14 protein-coding genes are annotated in these 15,335 nt (G+C 60.0%); 1 reads left to right on the top strand and 13 read right to left on the bottom strand.

All coding sequences use genetic code 11. The features are described from left to right. Positions 1-297: 297 nt before the first annotated feature. The 4 genes from B5D49_RS10940 to B5D49_RS10925 all read right to left on the bottom strand — a co-directional run bounded on the left by B5D49_RS10940 (position 298) and on the right by B5D49_RS10925 (position 6,311). On the bottom strand, positions 298-906 hold the full coding sequence (locus tag B5D49_RS10940) for an OmpA family protein (protein ID WP_078717740.1): 609 nt from the start codon (positions 904-906) through the stop codon (positions 298-300). After that, positions 906-1,337 (bottom strand): FecR family protein, encoded by a 432-nt coding sequence (locus B5D49_RS10935; protein WP_078717739.1) that lies wholly within the window; start codon positions 1,335-1,337, stop codon positions 906-908. Before B5D49_RS10935 ends, B5D49_RS10940 begins: the two co-directional genes overlap by 1 nt. Positions 1,338-1,713: 376 nt before the next feature. After that, the gene (locus B5D49_RS10930) at positions 1,714-3,558 is read right to left on the bottom strand and encodes an autotransporter domain-containing protein (RefSeq protein ID WP_159447208.1); all 1,845 of its coding nucleotides are present in this window, start codon (positions 3,556-3,558) and stop codon (positions 1,714-1,716) included. A gap of 923 nt (positions 3,559-4,481) precedes the next feature. Next, on the bottom strand, positions 4,482-6,311 hold the full coding sequence (locus tag B5D49_RS10925) for a glycosyltransferase family 4 protein (protein WP_327083020.1): 1,830 nt from the start codon (positions 6,309-6,311) through the stop codon (positions 4,482-4,484). Between the two features lie 94 nt (positions 6,312-6,405). On the opposite strand from B5D49_RS10925, the gene B5D49_RS10920 reads away from it, so the two are divergent. Beyond that, positions 6,406-7,881: a GGDEF domain-containing protein gene (locus B5D49_RS10920; RefSeq protein WP_078717737.1), complete on the top strand. Its 1,476-nt coding sequence runs from the start codon at positions 6,406-6,408 to the stop codon at positions 7,879-7,881. Positions 7,882-8,101: 220 nt separating this feature from the next. On the opposite strand, the gene B5D49_RS10915 is transcribed toward B5D49_RS10920, so the two are convergent. The 9 genes from B5D49_RS10915 to B5D49_RS10875 form a co-directional block, all read right to left on the bottom strand. Continuing rightward, a complete protein-coding gene (locus B5D49_RS10915) occupies positions 8,102-8,881 on the bottom strand; it encodes a hypothetical protein (protein ID WP_078717736.1) in 780 nt (259 codons plus the stop codon). Between the two features lie 146 nt (positions 8,882-9,027). Then, complete coding sequence (locus tag B5D49_RS10910) at positions 9,028-11,025, bottom strand: hybrid sensor histidine kinase/response regulator (protein WP_078717735.1); 1,998 nt, start codon at positions 11,023-11,025, stop codon at positions 9,028-9,030. Between the two features lie 5 nt (positions 11,026-11,030). Then, the gene (locus tag B5D49_RS10905) at positions 11,031-11,489 is read right to left on the bottom strand and encodes a chemotaxis protein CheX (RefSeq protein WP_078717743.1); all 459 of its coding nucleotides are present in this window, start codon (positions 11,487-11,489) and stop codon (positions 11,031-11,033) included. Between the two features lie 28 nt (positions 11,490-11,517). Then, the gene (locus B5D49_RS10900) at positions 11,518-11,937 is read right to left on the bottom strand and encodes a chemotaxis protein CheX (RefSeq protein WP_078717734.1); all 420 of its coding nucleotides are present in this window, start codon (positions 11,935-11,937) and stop codon (positions 11,518-11,520) included. Beyond that, entirely contained in the window at positions 11,931-12,323 is a 393-nt protein-coding gene (locus B5D49_RS10895; RefSeq protein ID WP_078717733.1) for a response regulator, read from the bottom strand. The genes B5D49_RS10900 and B5D49_RS10895 overlap by 7 nt, the downstream gene beginning before the upstream one ends. A gap of 42 nt (positions 12,324-12,365) precedes the next feature. After that, positions 12,366-12,848 carry a chemotaxis protein CheD gene (locus tag B5D49_RS10890; protein ID WP_078717732.1) on the bottom strand — a complete coding sequence of 161 codons (483 nt, stop codon included), beginning with the start codon at positions 12,846-12,848 and terminating at the stop codon, positions 12,366-12,368. Between the two features lie 3 nt (positions 12,849-12,851). Next, a complete protein-coding gene (locus B5D49_RS10885) occupies positions 12,852-13,910 on the bottom strand; it encodes a protein-glutamate methylesterase/protein-glutamine glutaminase (protein WP_078717731.1) in 1,059 nt (352 codons plus the stop codon). Between the two features lie 4 nt (positions 13,911-13,914). Next, positions 13,915-14,742 carry a CheR family methyltransferase gene (locus B5D49_RS10880; RefSeq protein ID WP_078717730.1) on the bottom strand — a complete coding sequence of 276 codons (828 nt, stop codon included), beginning with the start codon at positions 14,740-14,742 and terminating at the stop codon, positions 13,915-13,917. 44 nt (positions 14,743-14,786) lie between these two features. Then, a complete protein-coding gene (locus tag B5D49_RS10875) occupies positions 14,787-15,293 on the bottom strand; it encodes a chemotaxis protein CheD (RefSeq protein WP_078717729.1) in 507 nt (168 codons plus the stop codon). Positions 15,294-15,335 lie beyond the last annotated feature (42 nt).

Here is a 15,335-nt window from a genome sequence, read left to right as displayed (position 1 = left end):
CCGGGGAGTGGCAAGGCGGAGCAGCGCGGCGGCGTGTCGTTCTGTTGCCGCGATTTCCGGGATGGCTCCGCCCTCCCGAAACTCGCGGCAACGGTGCGTCCCAAAAGAAAAGAACGGCTTCGGCCGTTCTTTTCTTTTGGGAGAGGGGAAAGGGGGGGATGAAGCAAAACAATGTACGACGGCCGCGACAGGCCGCAGGCCTGGAGCCAGTGAAAGTCTTTGGAAAGGGGGTCTGGGGGAAGAACCTTTCTTCAGAAAGGTTTTCCCCCTGGTCGCCGAAGGCCCATGCCGTACACGTTAGCGTACGATGACTTCAACACGTCGATTGCGCGGTTCGGACACGCCGTCCGGAGTGGGGACGAGCGGGTTCTCTTCGCCGTGTGACGTGATTTCCATCAGTTTTTTATCTACGCCCATTTGTCGGAGTTGCGCGCTGATGGTTTGGGCGCGCATGCGTGAGAGCGTGAAATTCCATTTCCGGTTGCCTTCCCGGTCCGCATGTCCCACCACGGAGACATCCGTGGACTGCCGGTCTTTGATGGCTTGGAGCACTTTGGGCAGCAGTGGGCGGGAGTCGTCGCGCAGTTTGGTGGTTCCGCTGTGGAAGTAGAGCAGGAAGCGTTCCGGCGGTTCGGGCAGGGCTGTCAGTGTGTTGGAAAAGCGCTGTTGGATGCCGGTTTCGGAAAGGGCGTAGCTGCTGGTAGTCAGGGTGGAAACGTCCACGGCCATACCGGTTTTATCCAGGGTCAGGGGGTCGCCGCCTTTGGGGGTGACGACCACGGCGTTGGCTTGTCCTTCCGGCGCGGGCAGCAGCACCACGGTGGCGCGGCCGCAGGCGCTGATAAGGAGCAGCAGGCAGAACAGAGCCGGGAACGCAACGGAGCGGGTGATTTTGGATGTCCGCATTATTGCACCTCCACCACGAAGCGGGTGCCGCGAATGCCGATGGTGGCTTGCGGGGTTTCCACTTTGAAGGATTCCGGCCGGATTTTGCCCATTTGTCCGGTGATGAAGGCGGCGGACCCTTTGGTCACGCGGGTAATGAATTCCATGTTGCCGCCATGGGGGTCGAAAACGAATTGTTCCACGGCCACGCGGCTGTCCGGTCCCAGGGAGAGGGCGGTATCGTCGCGGAAGAGCATGCCCAGGCTGCCGTCCCCGGTGCGCAGCACGTCTTGCGGATAGACGTGATCCCCGGGCTTGGCGTCCAGGCGTTCATCACCGCGTTGTACATAGGCTTCGCCCTGTGCGGTTTTGATGGATCCGATGAAGTCTTCGGCCAATGCCGGAGAAACCAGGAGCAAGGCAAGAGTCATGGTCATAAGTGCGATGCGCATGGGCAAACTCCTTTGCAAAGTGTTGCGCTGTGGCCGATCGTTGTTTTTGAGGGAGGTAATGCGTCATCAAGCCCTTGAGCGTGGAGCTGAATGCCCGGCTGACGCACGTTGCCATAAAAAACTATTTGTCCCATAGCAATATGCGTTTTCCGCGTAAAGGATGCAACAGAATAAAGCAGAGGGAAACCGGATCGGCTGCGGCCTGGGCTGGATGCTGCTTGTGTTGGTCCGAAGCGATGTGATCGGGCGGGGTTGGCAACTGTTCCGCCCCGGGTGGCCGTAACTGTTTGTCTGGCCAGCAAGTCACGCAAAAAAGAGGTGATCCCTGAGGACCACCCCTTTTCGTTGTGCTGTTTGTTTGGGCAGATGTTTTTGTTCAGATATCCCAACTCATGCCCAGGGTCAGGGAGAGGTCCGGTTCGATGTAGTTGTCGCTTTCGATCCCTACTCCGAGCCGTGTGAAGGTTTCGAAGCCGAGGTAGGGACGCCACTTGGCGCCGATGCCGGTATCGCCCCAATCCTGGTCGATGGTTTCCCCGCCGTAATCGAAGGAGTACAATCCCGTGAATTCCCCGCTCATGGAAGCGCCTTCGCTTTCAAAGCGGTGGGACCATGCGGCCCATGTCCAGAGTTCCACGTTTCTGCTGTAGGCGTATTGCAATTCCAGGCCCAGGCGACTTTGGGTGACTTCATCCGTCTGGTCGTCGAACCGGGCCGGGAAGGGACCGCCGGATTCGGTGTATCCGTCGATATCGACCTTTTGCCATGTATATTGGGCAAAGGGAAGGATGGAAAAGCTCTCTGAAATGGGCTGCGCCCATCCAACGCGGCCGTACAGGGAATAGGCGTTGCCTTCGGTGTCGCCCTTGGACTGCGCCGAGGCGGTTCCGTTTGCGTAGCCGCGTTTGAGGGTCATCTCCATGGAGTGGTACGTGCCGCCGGCTTCGAGTCGGAGTCCGGCTGAATTCGGGGCGTATGTCACGAAGAGTCCCGGACCGAACATGCTGATGTCCTGGTTGCCGCCATGGGAGGTCTCCATGGAACGGTTGCCTGCAAAGATGCCGCCACCGATGCTGAAGCCGTTGGCGAAGTGGTGGGTTACGCCGAAGCCACCTTCGCCGCCGAGGTCGTCCCCGGCAAAGGAACTGTCGCTGATGGCCGTACCCACCACCCAGACCCTGGTCCGGCCGGGCATTTCATCACCGCTGGAAAGACCGGTGGTGGTATTGAACAGCGCCCCGTGGGAAGCATCCATCAAGGCGGTGCTGTTGCTTTTGGCAATGGAGGTTGCCGTCAGGCTGACCTGCCGCATGGGGAGGAGGGAACTGCTGAGGTCCACCGGGGAGGTGATGCCTTGTTCCCGCATGATGTAGATATGCTCGTTGTTCTCATTGTCCACCGCTGTGCCGATGATGGTTTGCCCATCCGCGCTGATGGCGTCCGCTGATGCAAGCGACTGCGTAATCTCTACACCATTCTCCCAAAGGATTTGCTCCAAGGGTATCATGTTGTTTTCTTCTTCGGACCAGCGGAAGGGAATGTAAAGCATCCCATGTTCGTCGTGGCGCCCTTCCCAGTTGCCGATAACGATAGAGCCATCCGCAGAAACATCCGTTGCTTCTGAGTAATGAGAATCAACTCCCTGTATTTCGAGGTTGTCGATATTATGCAGCGAGTTGTCTTTTGCGACCCATCGGAAGGCTCTGGTATCGCGATCAATGGTTTGGGCGCTGCCTACTATGGTATCGCCGTCCTCATCAACCGCGTTTGGATAGGATTCCCATCCGCCGTAAAATTCACCGAGTTGCTGCATGCCCCGGTCTTCGGTCCATCGAAAGGCGCAGTCATTGCCGAACTGGTCGTCGCCGCGCCCTACAATCACCTTCCCATCTCCACTCACGGCGGTTGCCCTGGAGTAGGACGATTTGGTTTCATGAAGCAGACCGAGTTCTTGCAAGTCGGAATCCTCGGTCCACCGCCAAGCCCTAGGGTTAAGGGTGATCCCTCTTGTGCCGACAACGACGCTCCCGTCGTCGGAGACTCCAGTTGCTTCGGAGCCATAGTTCTGGCCTTGGATCAGGCCTGTGTCCAGCACATCCTCGTCCCATGTACCGCCGTTTTTGGTCCAGCGTACTGCCTGCTTGTTCGGTCCCCCCCCGAGGGATCCCACGATGGCGGACCCATCGAAGTTGACAGCATGCCCATGCTTTGCTGGCTGCATCGGGGAATTTAAATCTTCTATGCCTTCGCTTTCGGACCATGTGAAGAGTATACCCATATCGCGGTGTCCTATGATGACTGTGCCGTCACCGCTAAGACCAGCTATCGTTGCATTCTCTACATCTGGATCATCAATCAAGTGCAACTCGTAAGCCATTGCCGTCTGAATAAACGCTGTTAACAAGCAAAAACAGAATGCCACGCCTAAGAACACTTTTGTGCTTCTTTGAAAAATTGTACGTGTCATCGGCACATCCTCACTTTTGTATTGCGGTGACTAATTTTTGCCTGTTTAAATTTTTTTTGCAATAAAAAAATGTGCAAATACGTATTTCTACAGAGTGCCACAGTGCTTAATATTGACTACTAAATCAAAAAAAATGATGCAGTACTGTATTACTGCATCAGATAGTGTTTAGTTTAATAGTAGATTAACAGTGTTCAGAACAGAATTGTTTTTTTCTTTTACATTGAAGACTTTTGATATGCTGGCAAATTCAGGAAGGTAGGCTGCGGAGTGCAACAAGTAGTTGAAGCTACTGCATCGCTTTTATGAGTGAATTTTGGAATTGTACGCATCAACGGCGCAGATCGCTACGAGCTGGCAATTTGTCCTGGTCGTCTTATTGCATTGTTTTGCGCCTTGCATGCGCACATTTTTGAACAGTATGTAGGGTTGTTTTGTTCATCGGTACGATAAGACCGCAATTCAAATTCTTACGCGAAAAAAGTTCCAATCCTTGGGTATTGGATTGTTTTTGCAGATGCAATGGGCGTTGTTCTATTGAGATATTGAATAGTAGCGATTTTCGACAGGTACTTCGCAAGGTGTAGAGTCTTCCATACGCGATTCAAGTATCTCTTCGTTGTCTCGATAGCGTCTTGCGCTCGCACATCGTCGAACAGACTGTGATGCTTCCGATTTTAACGATGCCTTAGTCGTGTCGTTTCCCACGTCAATAGGTCGTGCTTCAGCGCCCAGAGGAGCAGGGCTTGGGCGGTTTCTTCATTGGGGCAGACATCGGCCTCGAGCAGTTGCCGGGTCAGTTCGGCTGTGGTCGCTGGTTTGCGTGCCAGGAAGAGCAACCGGCGGATGGACTCTTCATGCGCCAGGGTATCCAGACCGGGGTAGACCAGGGGCGCGTCTTGCCGGCGGTAGATGGCGTTGCCGGTGCGCCCGATGGAAAAGGTGTCCTCGGGGTGGAGCTGTTGGGAAGCGTATCCGGCGAAAGCCAGGGCATAGGGCATTTGCGCGGGGTGGGGGGTGTTTCGGTGCGTTTCGGCCGGTTCCGCGGGCAGGGTCCAGAGTTCCTTCCAAAGATCCAGGTAGGCGCGGACGGTGTGGTCCCAGGTCAGGGAGCCGAGCACGCGTTCCCGGGCGCGGCGGCCCATGGCTCGGCGGAGTTCCGGCCGGGCATGCAGCCTGGTCAGGCTTTGCGCCAGCTCGGGAATGCTTACGGCGGTGCGCTGGGCCAGAAGCAGGTGGTACTGGTTGTCGAAGAGCAGTGGAGCCATCACGTCCAGTTCCGTGGTCCGTGCCGGTCCGAGCGTGGGCACGAGCAGGCCGGTTTGTTCGGGCAGCACGAGGTCGCGGTAGCCGTCGTAATCCGAGGCCACGGCGGGCAGTCCTGCGGCAGCCGCTTCCAGCACGGTGAGTCCGAAGGTTTCCTGGGGGTTGTCCGCAATGGAAACGAACACGTCTGCTGCTTGATAGAGCCGGGCCTTGCGCCGTTCCCCGGGGCGCGCTTCCACGCGCAGATCCAGTCCGATGTTGGCGGCCAGCTCACGAAGGGTTTGGGGATAGGGATCATCATCCTCCACCCAGCCCGCCAGGAGGAGCACGGCGTTATGCGGGCGCAGGCGTGTGTTTTCGGGCTGGGACGCGTCCTGAAACGCATGCTGGAAGGCGCGCAGCAGGGGGAGCAGGTCCATTTTGGAATGGTGGGAGATGCGTCCGAACACGAGATAGACCGTGGCTTGTTCCGGCAGTTGCAGGGTCTGGCGGCATTGGGCGCGCATTTGGTCCGCGGGTTCGGGAAAGGCGTCCGCGTCCACACCGAGCGGGATGCGCCGCAGGGTGGGCCGGGCCATGTGCGAACCCAGGCCGTACCCCTGGTGCAGATGCTCCAACAGGGTGCGCACCGCTTCCAGGCCGGGACGCGAGGTGGACACGATGGCGTCGCGGGGGCAGACCCCGGGCCAGAGATGCCGGAGAAAGGCCTCGCCGTAATTGGCGTAGGAAAGGGAGTGGGTCACCCCGGTGATGGGAAAGATTTCCGGGCTGAAGGCATTGCGCGCCCGGGCCAGGTGCGCCTGGTGCACGATGCAGTCGGATTGATGGAAACAGTGGTAGGGCGTCCGGGCGAGGTGGTCCGGCAAGGTCTGCCGATCCAGCACGTGGATTTTCTTGCCGAGTGGGGGAAACGCCTCCTGGAGCCGGGTGCGCAGTTCGCGTCGCTGGTCCTGTCCGGCTGGGAAAAAGTGATACTCGTCAAAGGGATCCGCACGCAGCAGGGCCGTTAAAAAGGAAGAATTGGCCATTTTGCGGCCCAGAACCGCCCCAAACTCCCAAAACGGGTCCAGGGTTCCCCAAACACGTTTTTTCCCGCTGTGTTCCGGTGCTTTGTTCATTTCAGGAATGAATCCGTTTTGCATGGTTTTGTCAAACCCGCGGGCCGGGGTCCGCATTTTGACGCGGCTGGTATTGCCCTGCCACAGCGCGGCCACGATTTTGACCCCGGAAATTATTGTCACAGGATTCCGGATTGTTGTCGCCATCTGAGGATTGGTCTTTATTTTGCATGAATTAAGACGGGAATATTTTGCTTGTGCTCAAGGAGGCCAGACAATGCAACAGGAAGTCGGACCGGAAACCATGTGGGGACTGGGCCTGAGCGAATCGGAAGCAGCCCGGATCCAGGAGGCCGTGGGGCCGAGTTTCGCCTTGCGGAACTACCCGGAAGGCTCCGGCCTGCTGCGGGACATGGCTCGGGAGGAACGGCCCGCAGTGGCCTGGATCCCCCTGCGTGCATGGCAGCAACTGACCGACGGTCTGCGCCAGGATTTGCAGGACTTGGACCACTGTCAGCGCGTGCTGCTTCAGGAGCGGGACACCGAGCCGATGGAGCTGGAAGCCGTGCTGGAGGAAGGGTTCCTTACGGCCCTGCACATGCCCCTGACCCGACACAAGGTGCAGGACGCGCTCTTCCGGGCCAAGGAGGTCACCAGCCTCTATTCGGACATCTACAGCATGACCGAGGAAATTTTTCTGGAGCGGGAACTGCTTAAGCGCAAGACCGACCAGTTGTTGTTCCTGAATCGTTTCCTGACCAATGCCTCTTCCAGCCTGGATCCCTCGGAGATTTTGAGTCGCGCCTTGGAGGATCTGGCTTTACTGTTGCCCGTAAAGCTGTTGCAGGCCGCGTTTTGGCAGCGCAATCCAGATACGGGCGAGGCCGAGGTGGAACTCCTGCTGGACAGCTCGCTCGGCAACGGGCTTGAGGAGCGTTGGGTGGAATTTTTGCTTGAAACCACAGTGCGCCACGAGGGTGGGCCTGTGGGTGGATTCCAGGTGGAACGCATGGATGCCGGTGGGGCTGCTTTGCCGCCGGATTCCGGACGTTCCTTGATTTTGCCCCTGGCCGGACCCCAGGGACAGTTTGGTTGCCTGGCTCTGCTTTGCGAGCGGGATGTGCGTCTGGCCAAGGATCAGGTGCAGACCCTCAAGTCCGCGGTCCGGCACTTGGGCCTGGCCCTGAACAACGCCCGGCTCTACCGCGAGGTGAAGATCCGTGCGGACCGGGACGGGCTGACCAAGCTGCACAACCGCAACACCCTGGACAACCGGCTGGCCCTGGAACTCAAACGCAGTCAGCGATACGGGAGTCAGCTCTCCCTGTTGATGCTTGATTTGGATCATTTCAAGCAAATCAACGACACCCATGGCCATGCGGCCGGGGATATGGTGCTCCGCGAGGTGGGCGCGTTGTTGCGGGAGTCCGTGCGCAGTTGCGACATTGCGTCCCGGTTCGGCGGGGAGGAATTTGTGCTCCTGCTGCCGCATACCTCGGAGGAGGACGCCTGGAAGCTGGCCGACCGGATTCGTCGCCGCGTCAGTCGCCGTCGTTTCCGTTTCCAGGGGCGGACCATCACCGTGACCGTGAGCATCGGGGTCTCTTCCATCAGTCCGGGATGCCTGGACCAGGACAATGACCTGCTGCTGCGGGCGGATCAGGCGCTGTATGTGGCCAAGGCCAACGGGCGCAACACCGTGGCCACGGCAGGAACGTGCAAAACCGAAAGCCGGGTGGCCCAGGAGGGCTGATAGACCGCAAGAGCGAACGGTCCGTTGGATCGGCTCGAAAACGTTTCGCCCTTTACGCAGGAAGAATGCGTATGGGGCGGAACGTTTTTTTGTGCCTGTGCCTGCCGCGTCACGGCGGGCTGTGCCGGGAGCGTGTTTGACCAGCGGAAACAGAGTTGCCGCTTCATGGCCATGCAGGTGACGGCCGGCGTTCAACGCGGAGGGCGATCAGGGGAAACGGTCAGATGGTGGTGGAGAGCAGTTGCGGCCCGGGCGTGTCCTGGCCGGTTGCGGCCATAAGATAGCTGTTCAGGGCCATGTTGCGCCGGGAATCGGTTGCCCGGGTGGGCTGTCCGGCGGACGGCGATTCCGGGGTCTGTTCCAGATCCTCGCGCAGGGAACGGAGCAATTGCTCCATGCCGTCGGAACCCTTGGCGCTGTTGGTGTCGGTTTCCGCCAGCACTCTGGCGTTGAGATCGCTCTTGACCGCGGAGAGATTCAGTCCCTGACCCGGCTTTGAGGCCAGGAAGCGTTCTGTTTTACCGTTGTCGAAGAACTCGTTGATGGCGGTGTTCAGCGAGCCGTTGAACTGCGCCATGGTCGCGTCGCCCGCGGCGAATCCGAAGTTGCGGTCCACCATGCGTAGTACGTTGGTGAGGCTGTCGCCCAGATTCTTTTCTGTGATGCCCCCGGCCGTACCGCCCATGACCATGCCTTCGGCGGCCGTGGCCACATCATCGCCATAGTTTTCTCGCAGGTGGTCCATGGCCTTGGACAGGGCCGAAGCCAACGGGCCTGTGTCCTTGGGGGCGCCGTTTGCATCGGTGTGCGCCTTGGCGCGGCGGGCGATTTCATTGGCAAAGGTCTGCTCGCGGCTTTGACCGGCCTCGGCATCGGGCATGCGCGGCGCACCGCCCAGATTACGCGGGGTGTTCAGCGATTGGGCCACTTCCGAAGGCCGCACGCCGGTTCCCCTGTTCTGGAGGATGAAGTGATTGATATGAGCGCCGTTGATATGCATTGCCGGGTATTCCTTGCTTCACTGGTCGTATCGGCGCAATGGGGCGAAAACTTAACGGGTCGGGGTAAAGAAAAATACAACAGGAGAAGCGTGGCGGCCTTGATTGACCGCAGAGAAACGAGCCATGTCGGTTGGGTGGCGCGCGGTCAGGAATCGACTCTGACGCGCAGCCGGTCGATGGTCTGGCGCAGGTGTTCCACCTCAAAGGGCTTGGCCAGGTAGCCGTCCATGCCTTTTTCAAGAAAGTCCTCGCGTTCGCTTTCCATGGCATAGGCGGTGATGGCAATGACCGGAAGATTGGGATCCACGGCGCGGATGTCGCCCCGACGCAGGATGTCGAGCACCTCCAGGCCGTTGACAAGGGGCATCTGGATATCCATGAGCACCATGTCGATGCCGCCGCGGGCCAGGGCGTCCAATGCCTGCTGGCCGTCCTCGGCCTCGATGATGGTGTGGCCCTGTTTTTCCAGGTAGCGGGCCACCACGAACCGGTTGGTGGCGTCGTCCTCAGCGTAGAGGATGGTCAGGGGGCGCTGGGCGGCGTCCGTGTCCTGATCCTTGGAGGAATCGGAGGGAGTGCCGGGGAGCCGCAGCACCGAGGTAAAGGAGAAGCTGCTGCCTTCGTTTGGTGCGCTTTCCAGCCAGATGCGGCCACCAAGAATTTCCACCAGTTGGCGGGCGATGGAAAGGCCCAGGCCGGTCCCGCCGTAGGCTTTGGTCATGCAGTCTTCGGCCAGGGTAAAACTTTCAAAAATTTCCTGCTGTTTTTCCGGGGCAATGCCGATGCCCGTGTCCTGCACGGTAAAGAGCACCACCACCGCGCCCTGACCTTCGGTCCCGTTGCTTCTGTTGTGGCGGCTGCCCAGGGAGACACGGACCTTGACCTCGCCCTGCTCCGTGAACTTCACGGCATTGGAGAGCAGATTGGAGAGTACCTGGGCCAGCCGGGTCGGATCGCCTTCCACCCGGTCCGGAACATCGTCGGCCACTTCCCAGGAGAAATTGATGTCCTTGAGCCGGAAGGCGGTGTGCCGGTTTTCGCAGATGGAATGCACCAGCTCGTGCAGCCGGAAGGGGCGGCGCTCCAGGCGGATGGTCTTGGCCTCGATGCTCGAAAGTTCGAGAATGTCCTCCACCACGCTGAGCAGCTTGGTAGAGGCCTCGCGGGACATCTCCAGAAATTTGCGTTGGTCGGAGTTCAGATCGGTGCGCAGCAGCAGGTCGGTCATGCCTACGATGCCGTTGATGGGCGTGCGTAGTTCGTGGCTCATGTTGGCCAGGAACTGGCTTTTGGCGCGGTCGGCCACTTCCGCGGCTTCTTTGGCTCGGGCCAGCTCCTGTTCGCGCATGACGCGTTCGGTCACGTCTTCGGCCGTGCCGGCTCCGCGGGCCTTGCTGCCTGGGGCGAGCACGGGGTAGCCGTGGCCGGAAATCCAACGGATAGTGCCGTCCGGCCGGATGATGCGGTAGTCCACGGATTGGGCCGAACCGTCCGGTCCCAGGCTTTTGTGCTGGGCCTCGCGGACCTTGTCCCGGTCATCGGGATGGATGATGTCGTAAAATTGTTCGGGGTTGTCCAGCACGTCGTCGACGGGTACGCCCCAGATATCGCTGAACGCGGGGCTGAGGTAGATGAAGTGGTCGGCTGCGGCCAACCAGAACACGCTGCTGATGGATTCGGCCATCTGCCGGAAGCGTTCCTCGGCCTCGCGGCCGCGGCGCAGGTGGGCGTATTCCCGCAGGGCGCGCCGCGCAATGTGGGGCATGTCCAAGAAGGTGTCCGCGGATTTGACCACGTAGTCCAGCGCACCGGCCTTGAGCGCTTCCACGGCCACCTGCTCGTTGCCCTGGCTGGTCATGAGGATCACGGGAAAGCGCGTTTCCCGGCGGTTGGGCGGCAGGATTTCAATGCCGTTGCCGTCGGGCAGCAGCCAGTCCGCAATGACCAGATCCGGCGTGGCCTGATCCAGGGCGTCGCGGGCCTTGCCCACGGTATCGGCCACTTGCAGTTCGAAGCGCTTTTCCTCGCGGGAAAAGGCCTCGCGGATCAATTCCGCGTGGGAATTTTCATCCTCCACCAGGAGGATGTGCACGGGGCGATCCGAAGTGAGCGGATCGGGTTCGGTCAGCATGCGTTCGGACATATTGGCTACTCCACGCAGAACTCCACGGTGAAGGCTCCATCCGGCGTACTGAAAGGCACAGCCATGATGGGCGCGCTGGTCACGTGCTGGATGGTGTGGTTGTCCCCCATGACCACGGACGGGGTGCCGCTTTGCAGGTTCAGCCCCAGCTTGTCCATGGCGGCGCGGGTGTGGCCGGAAATCATGTTCGTGATCTCGCCCACCGCGTCCTTGACGTCACGGAGGATGTCCTCAATATCCGGGCCGAGCATGCCTTTGACCACGGCAACGGCACACGGTTTTTCAAAGGAGATGGAAAGCGAGCCGGTTTTGTCGCCTGTGATGCCGATGATGCCGGTGACATCCCCTTTGGCCACCTGCCCCTTTTTTAGATAGGGCGCTCCTGGCTGCGCGTCGATGCCTGCCATGGTGGAAAGCACGTCCTGGGCCGCCTTGACCACGCCTTTTGCCATTTCCATGTCCATGCCCGAACTCATGATCCCTCCTGCGGGGTTACTCGGAACAGTCCGCCAGACCGTCGGTCATGACCACGAAGCCGCCGCCGTCGGTCATGTAGAGGATGGGTTCCCCGTCTTTGGCGGGCCATCCCGTGCCGCTTTCGGGCACGCTGAGGCGGAATGTGGAGTCCGGCGGCAAGAGGTTGCTCATGATGCGTCCGGCCACGGTGTTGACCACCTCAGCCAGGGTATCCCAGAGCATCTGTTCGCGGATGCGCTCCTGCTCGCCGAACAGGCCGTGCGCCGCCTGAATCAGCAGCGTGCGTGGAAAGGCCATGGTCACCGAGCCGGTGCATGGCTCCAGCACGCGGACCTTGGACCAGAGAAAGTCCGAGGCCTGCGGCTCAAGAAAAAACATCTCCTCCATGGTGGCGCTGACGGCCGAGTGTACGGCTTCCTTCACGTCCATCACCATGCGGCACCTCCCTTATCCGGAAGCAGCGGTTTGAGGGCGTCGGCCAGCATGGCCGGGTTCACGGGCTTGGGCAACACGGCGAAGGCTCCCAGTCCCAGCATTTCCTGTTCATTGGCTGCGTTCTTGGCGCTGGAGATGACCAGCACCGGAACATCGCTGAACTCTTCGTCCTGTTTGAGCCGCTTGAGCAGGTCCAGTCCGCCCATGACGGGCATGGTCAGATCCGTAATCAACAGATCCGGGGGACCCCATTCCAGCAGCTCCAGTGCTTCCAGCCCATTGGCCGCCTCCAGGAATTCCGCGTCGGTCACGCCGGCGATTTCCAGGCAACGGCGTATCACCATGCGTGCGGTGGCCGAGTCGTCGGCAATGATCACCCGTTCCATATCATTTCCCCCAATGTGTCCTTTGCCTCTTTTCTCGCTTTTCTACAAATACCAGGAACCGCGTCCTGCCGAGGAAATGGTCACCCTTCCGGTGTCCACTTCCAGGGACACGGTGCGGCTGATGCTTCCGGCCACGTCCTCGGCAACGGGACCGAGTTTATACTGCCACAATATTTTCTTTATCGCCAGCACGTTGCGTTTGCCGATATTGAACACTTCGTTATGGTCCATAACTTTGGCGCCCCCGGCCAATTTGACAATCATGCCGTGGCCGTTTTTGGCGGCGCCTTGCTTTTCCATGGCCTTGAAGAGCACGGGCAGGCCCGTGTCAGCGAAGTAGGCCGGGCGTTCCTTGGCCCGGTCCGGCTGGATGCTGGAGTCGGGCAGCGCAATGTGGGCCATGCCCACGGTGCGGGTCTTGGGGTCCAGCAGAACCACGGCCACGCACGAACCGAGCGCATAGGTTTTGATGACCTCTCCGGGTTTTTTGGAAGCCCCATGGTCTCCGACTCCAAGCGTGATCACGCGTCATCCTCCTTTTTTGGACAGCAGGTTGAGCGTTTCCTGGGCAATGGAACCAAGCGGCACCAGTCGTTCGGCTCCGCCGCGCGTGTACGCCTCCTTGGGCATGCCGAAGACCACGCTGGTGGCTTCGTCCTGGGCCAGGGTTCTGGCTCCGGCGTCACGCATGATTTTCATGGCGTCGGCACCGTCCGCTCCCATGCCTGTGAGCATCACGCCCACGGCATTGGCACCGGCGTGTTCGGCCACGGATTTGAAAAGTTCCTCCACTGAGGGGCAATGCCCGTTCACCAGTGGCCCGGCCTGGCAGCGCACCTGGTAGATGCCGCCGGAGCGCACCAATCGCATGTGCATGCCCCCCGGGGCAATGAGGATGCGGCCCGGCATGACGCGGTCGCCGTCCGCGGCTTCCTTGGCCTCCATCTGGCAGAGGGTGTTCATGCGCTCGGAAAACATGCGCGTGAACCCCGCGGGCATATGCTGCACAATGACCACCCCCGGGGTATGCACGGGAAAGGCCGTGACCACTTCGCGGATGGCTTCGGTGCCGCCCGTGGATGCGCCGATGGCGATGACCTTGTCCGTGGTGCCTGCAAGGGCGCGGCCCTGGACCGAGCGCGGCTTGAACTCGGCCCGCTTGTGCTTCCAGTGGGAAACATTGGCCGTGGAGGCGATTTTGACCTTGGTGCGCAGCTCCGTGAGCATGCTGTTCAGTCCGGCGGCCATGTCCGAGGTGGGCTTGGTCACGAAGTCCACAGCGCCCGCGTCCAGGCAGTCCAGGGTAATCTGCTTGCCCCGCTCCGTGAGGGAGCTGACCATAACGATGGGCAGAGGGTATTGGGGCATGAGTTTGCGGAGGAATTCCAGCCCGTCCATGCGCGGCATTTCCACATCCAGGGTGAGCACGTCGGGCCGCAGGCGCACGATTTTGTCCCGCGCCGCATACGGGTCCGGGGCCGTACCCACCACCTCGATGCCCGGATCCATGGAAAGCCCTTTTTCCAGGACGTTGCGCACCAGGGCGGAATCATCCACCACAAGAACCTTGATCACACGTTTGCTCATTGCGTCAGGCCACCTTTTTATACACGGCGGGCATTACGTATTCGAAGGGGCAGTTTTCGCGGCCCAGGGTTTCCGAATGACCAATGAAGAAGTACCCGCCGGGTTGCATGAATTGGTAAAACATTTGTGCCAGCCGGTTCCGTGTGACCTGGTCGAAGTAGATCATCACGTTGCGACAGAAAACCACATGAAAGCGGCCCCGGAACGGCCACCGTTCGCTCATGAGATTGAAGCGGCGATAGAGCACGTCCTTTTTGAGCGCGTCCTTCACGGCCCATTTGTCCTGGCCGATTTTTTGGAAATATTTGTTGCGTAGTTTGACCGGGGTGTGGGTCATGCGTTCGTCCGGGTAAACGCCGCGGATGGCGGTTTGCAGCGCCTGGGTGGAAATGTCCGTGGCCAGCATGCCCGCCTGCCACTGGTTGTATTGCGAGCCAAAGAACTCCCGCAGCACCATGGCCAGGGTGTACGGCTCCTCGCCCGTGGCCGCGGCCGCGCACCAGAGCCGGAAGTCCTTTTGTCCGGAGGCGGCGAGCCGGGTGGTCAGCTCGGGCAATACCGCGGAGTGCAGGTATTCGAAGTGGGATTTTTCCCGGAAGAAAAAGGTGTGGTTCGTGGAGATGCGGTTGATCAGCTCTTCCACGGCCTTGCCGGTTTTATCCTTTTTTATATACTCGTAATACTGGGCAAAATTTTTAAAGCCTTCACGGGTCAAGACCTTTTGCAACCGGCCCACCACCAGGGCGCGTTTTTGATCCGTGAGGTTGATGCCCGCGTATTCATAAATGAACTCGCGAAGATCCCTGAATTCTTTGTCCGTGAGTTGATACATGCCCCTCGCCTCGTCTGTGTTCGCCGCGTGGTCGCTCGTCCGGGTTATTGCGGATACCAGTCCGTACCCCGAATGCGCTCGACCTTGGCGAGCATGACCTCGCCCGTGGCCGTGTGAAAAACCACCTTGCGCCCACGCTGTCCCCCGGTGTCCCTCTGCACCCGGGTGACATGGAGCTTTTCCAAAATTTCCAGGCCGACCCGGACGTTGTCTTCGGCCATTCCCGAGGCATAGCCCGGGGCTTCGGGGTTGTCCGCCCCGCCAAAGAGGTGCGCCTCCAGGTCAGGGGCGTTGGAACCGCCCTTGAGCAACATGCGGACCAGGGTCACGATGGCCGGTGCCGCGAAAATCGCCGTGGAGGGACCGCCGGGATCTCGAAATGGCCGGGCATAGTGGGTCATGCCACCCACGGCCCGCCGCCTGTCCCAGATGGTGACCACGGCTCCGGCTCCCACGACCGCGCAGAGGCGTGACGGCTCCGCGGGAACGCAAACATACCCCGCTCCGAGCATCACGTCGCTGACCATAACCTGCCGCTGCCGATCTTTCATGCCGTTTGTCCACGGCGGGGTTTCCAAAGGGGAGACCCCGCC

The organism is Paucidesulfovibrio gracilis DSM 16080, assembly GCF_900167125.1.
GTDB classification, from domain to species: Bacteria; Desulfobacterota; Desulfovibrionia; order Desulfovibrionales; family Desulfovibrionaceae; genus Paucidesulfovibrio; species Paucidesulfovibrio gracilis.
This window is presented reverse-complemented; position numbering and strand designations above follow the sequence as displayed.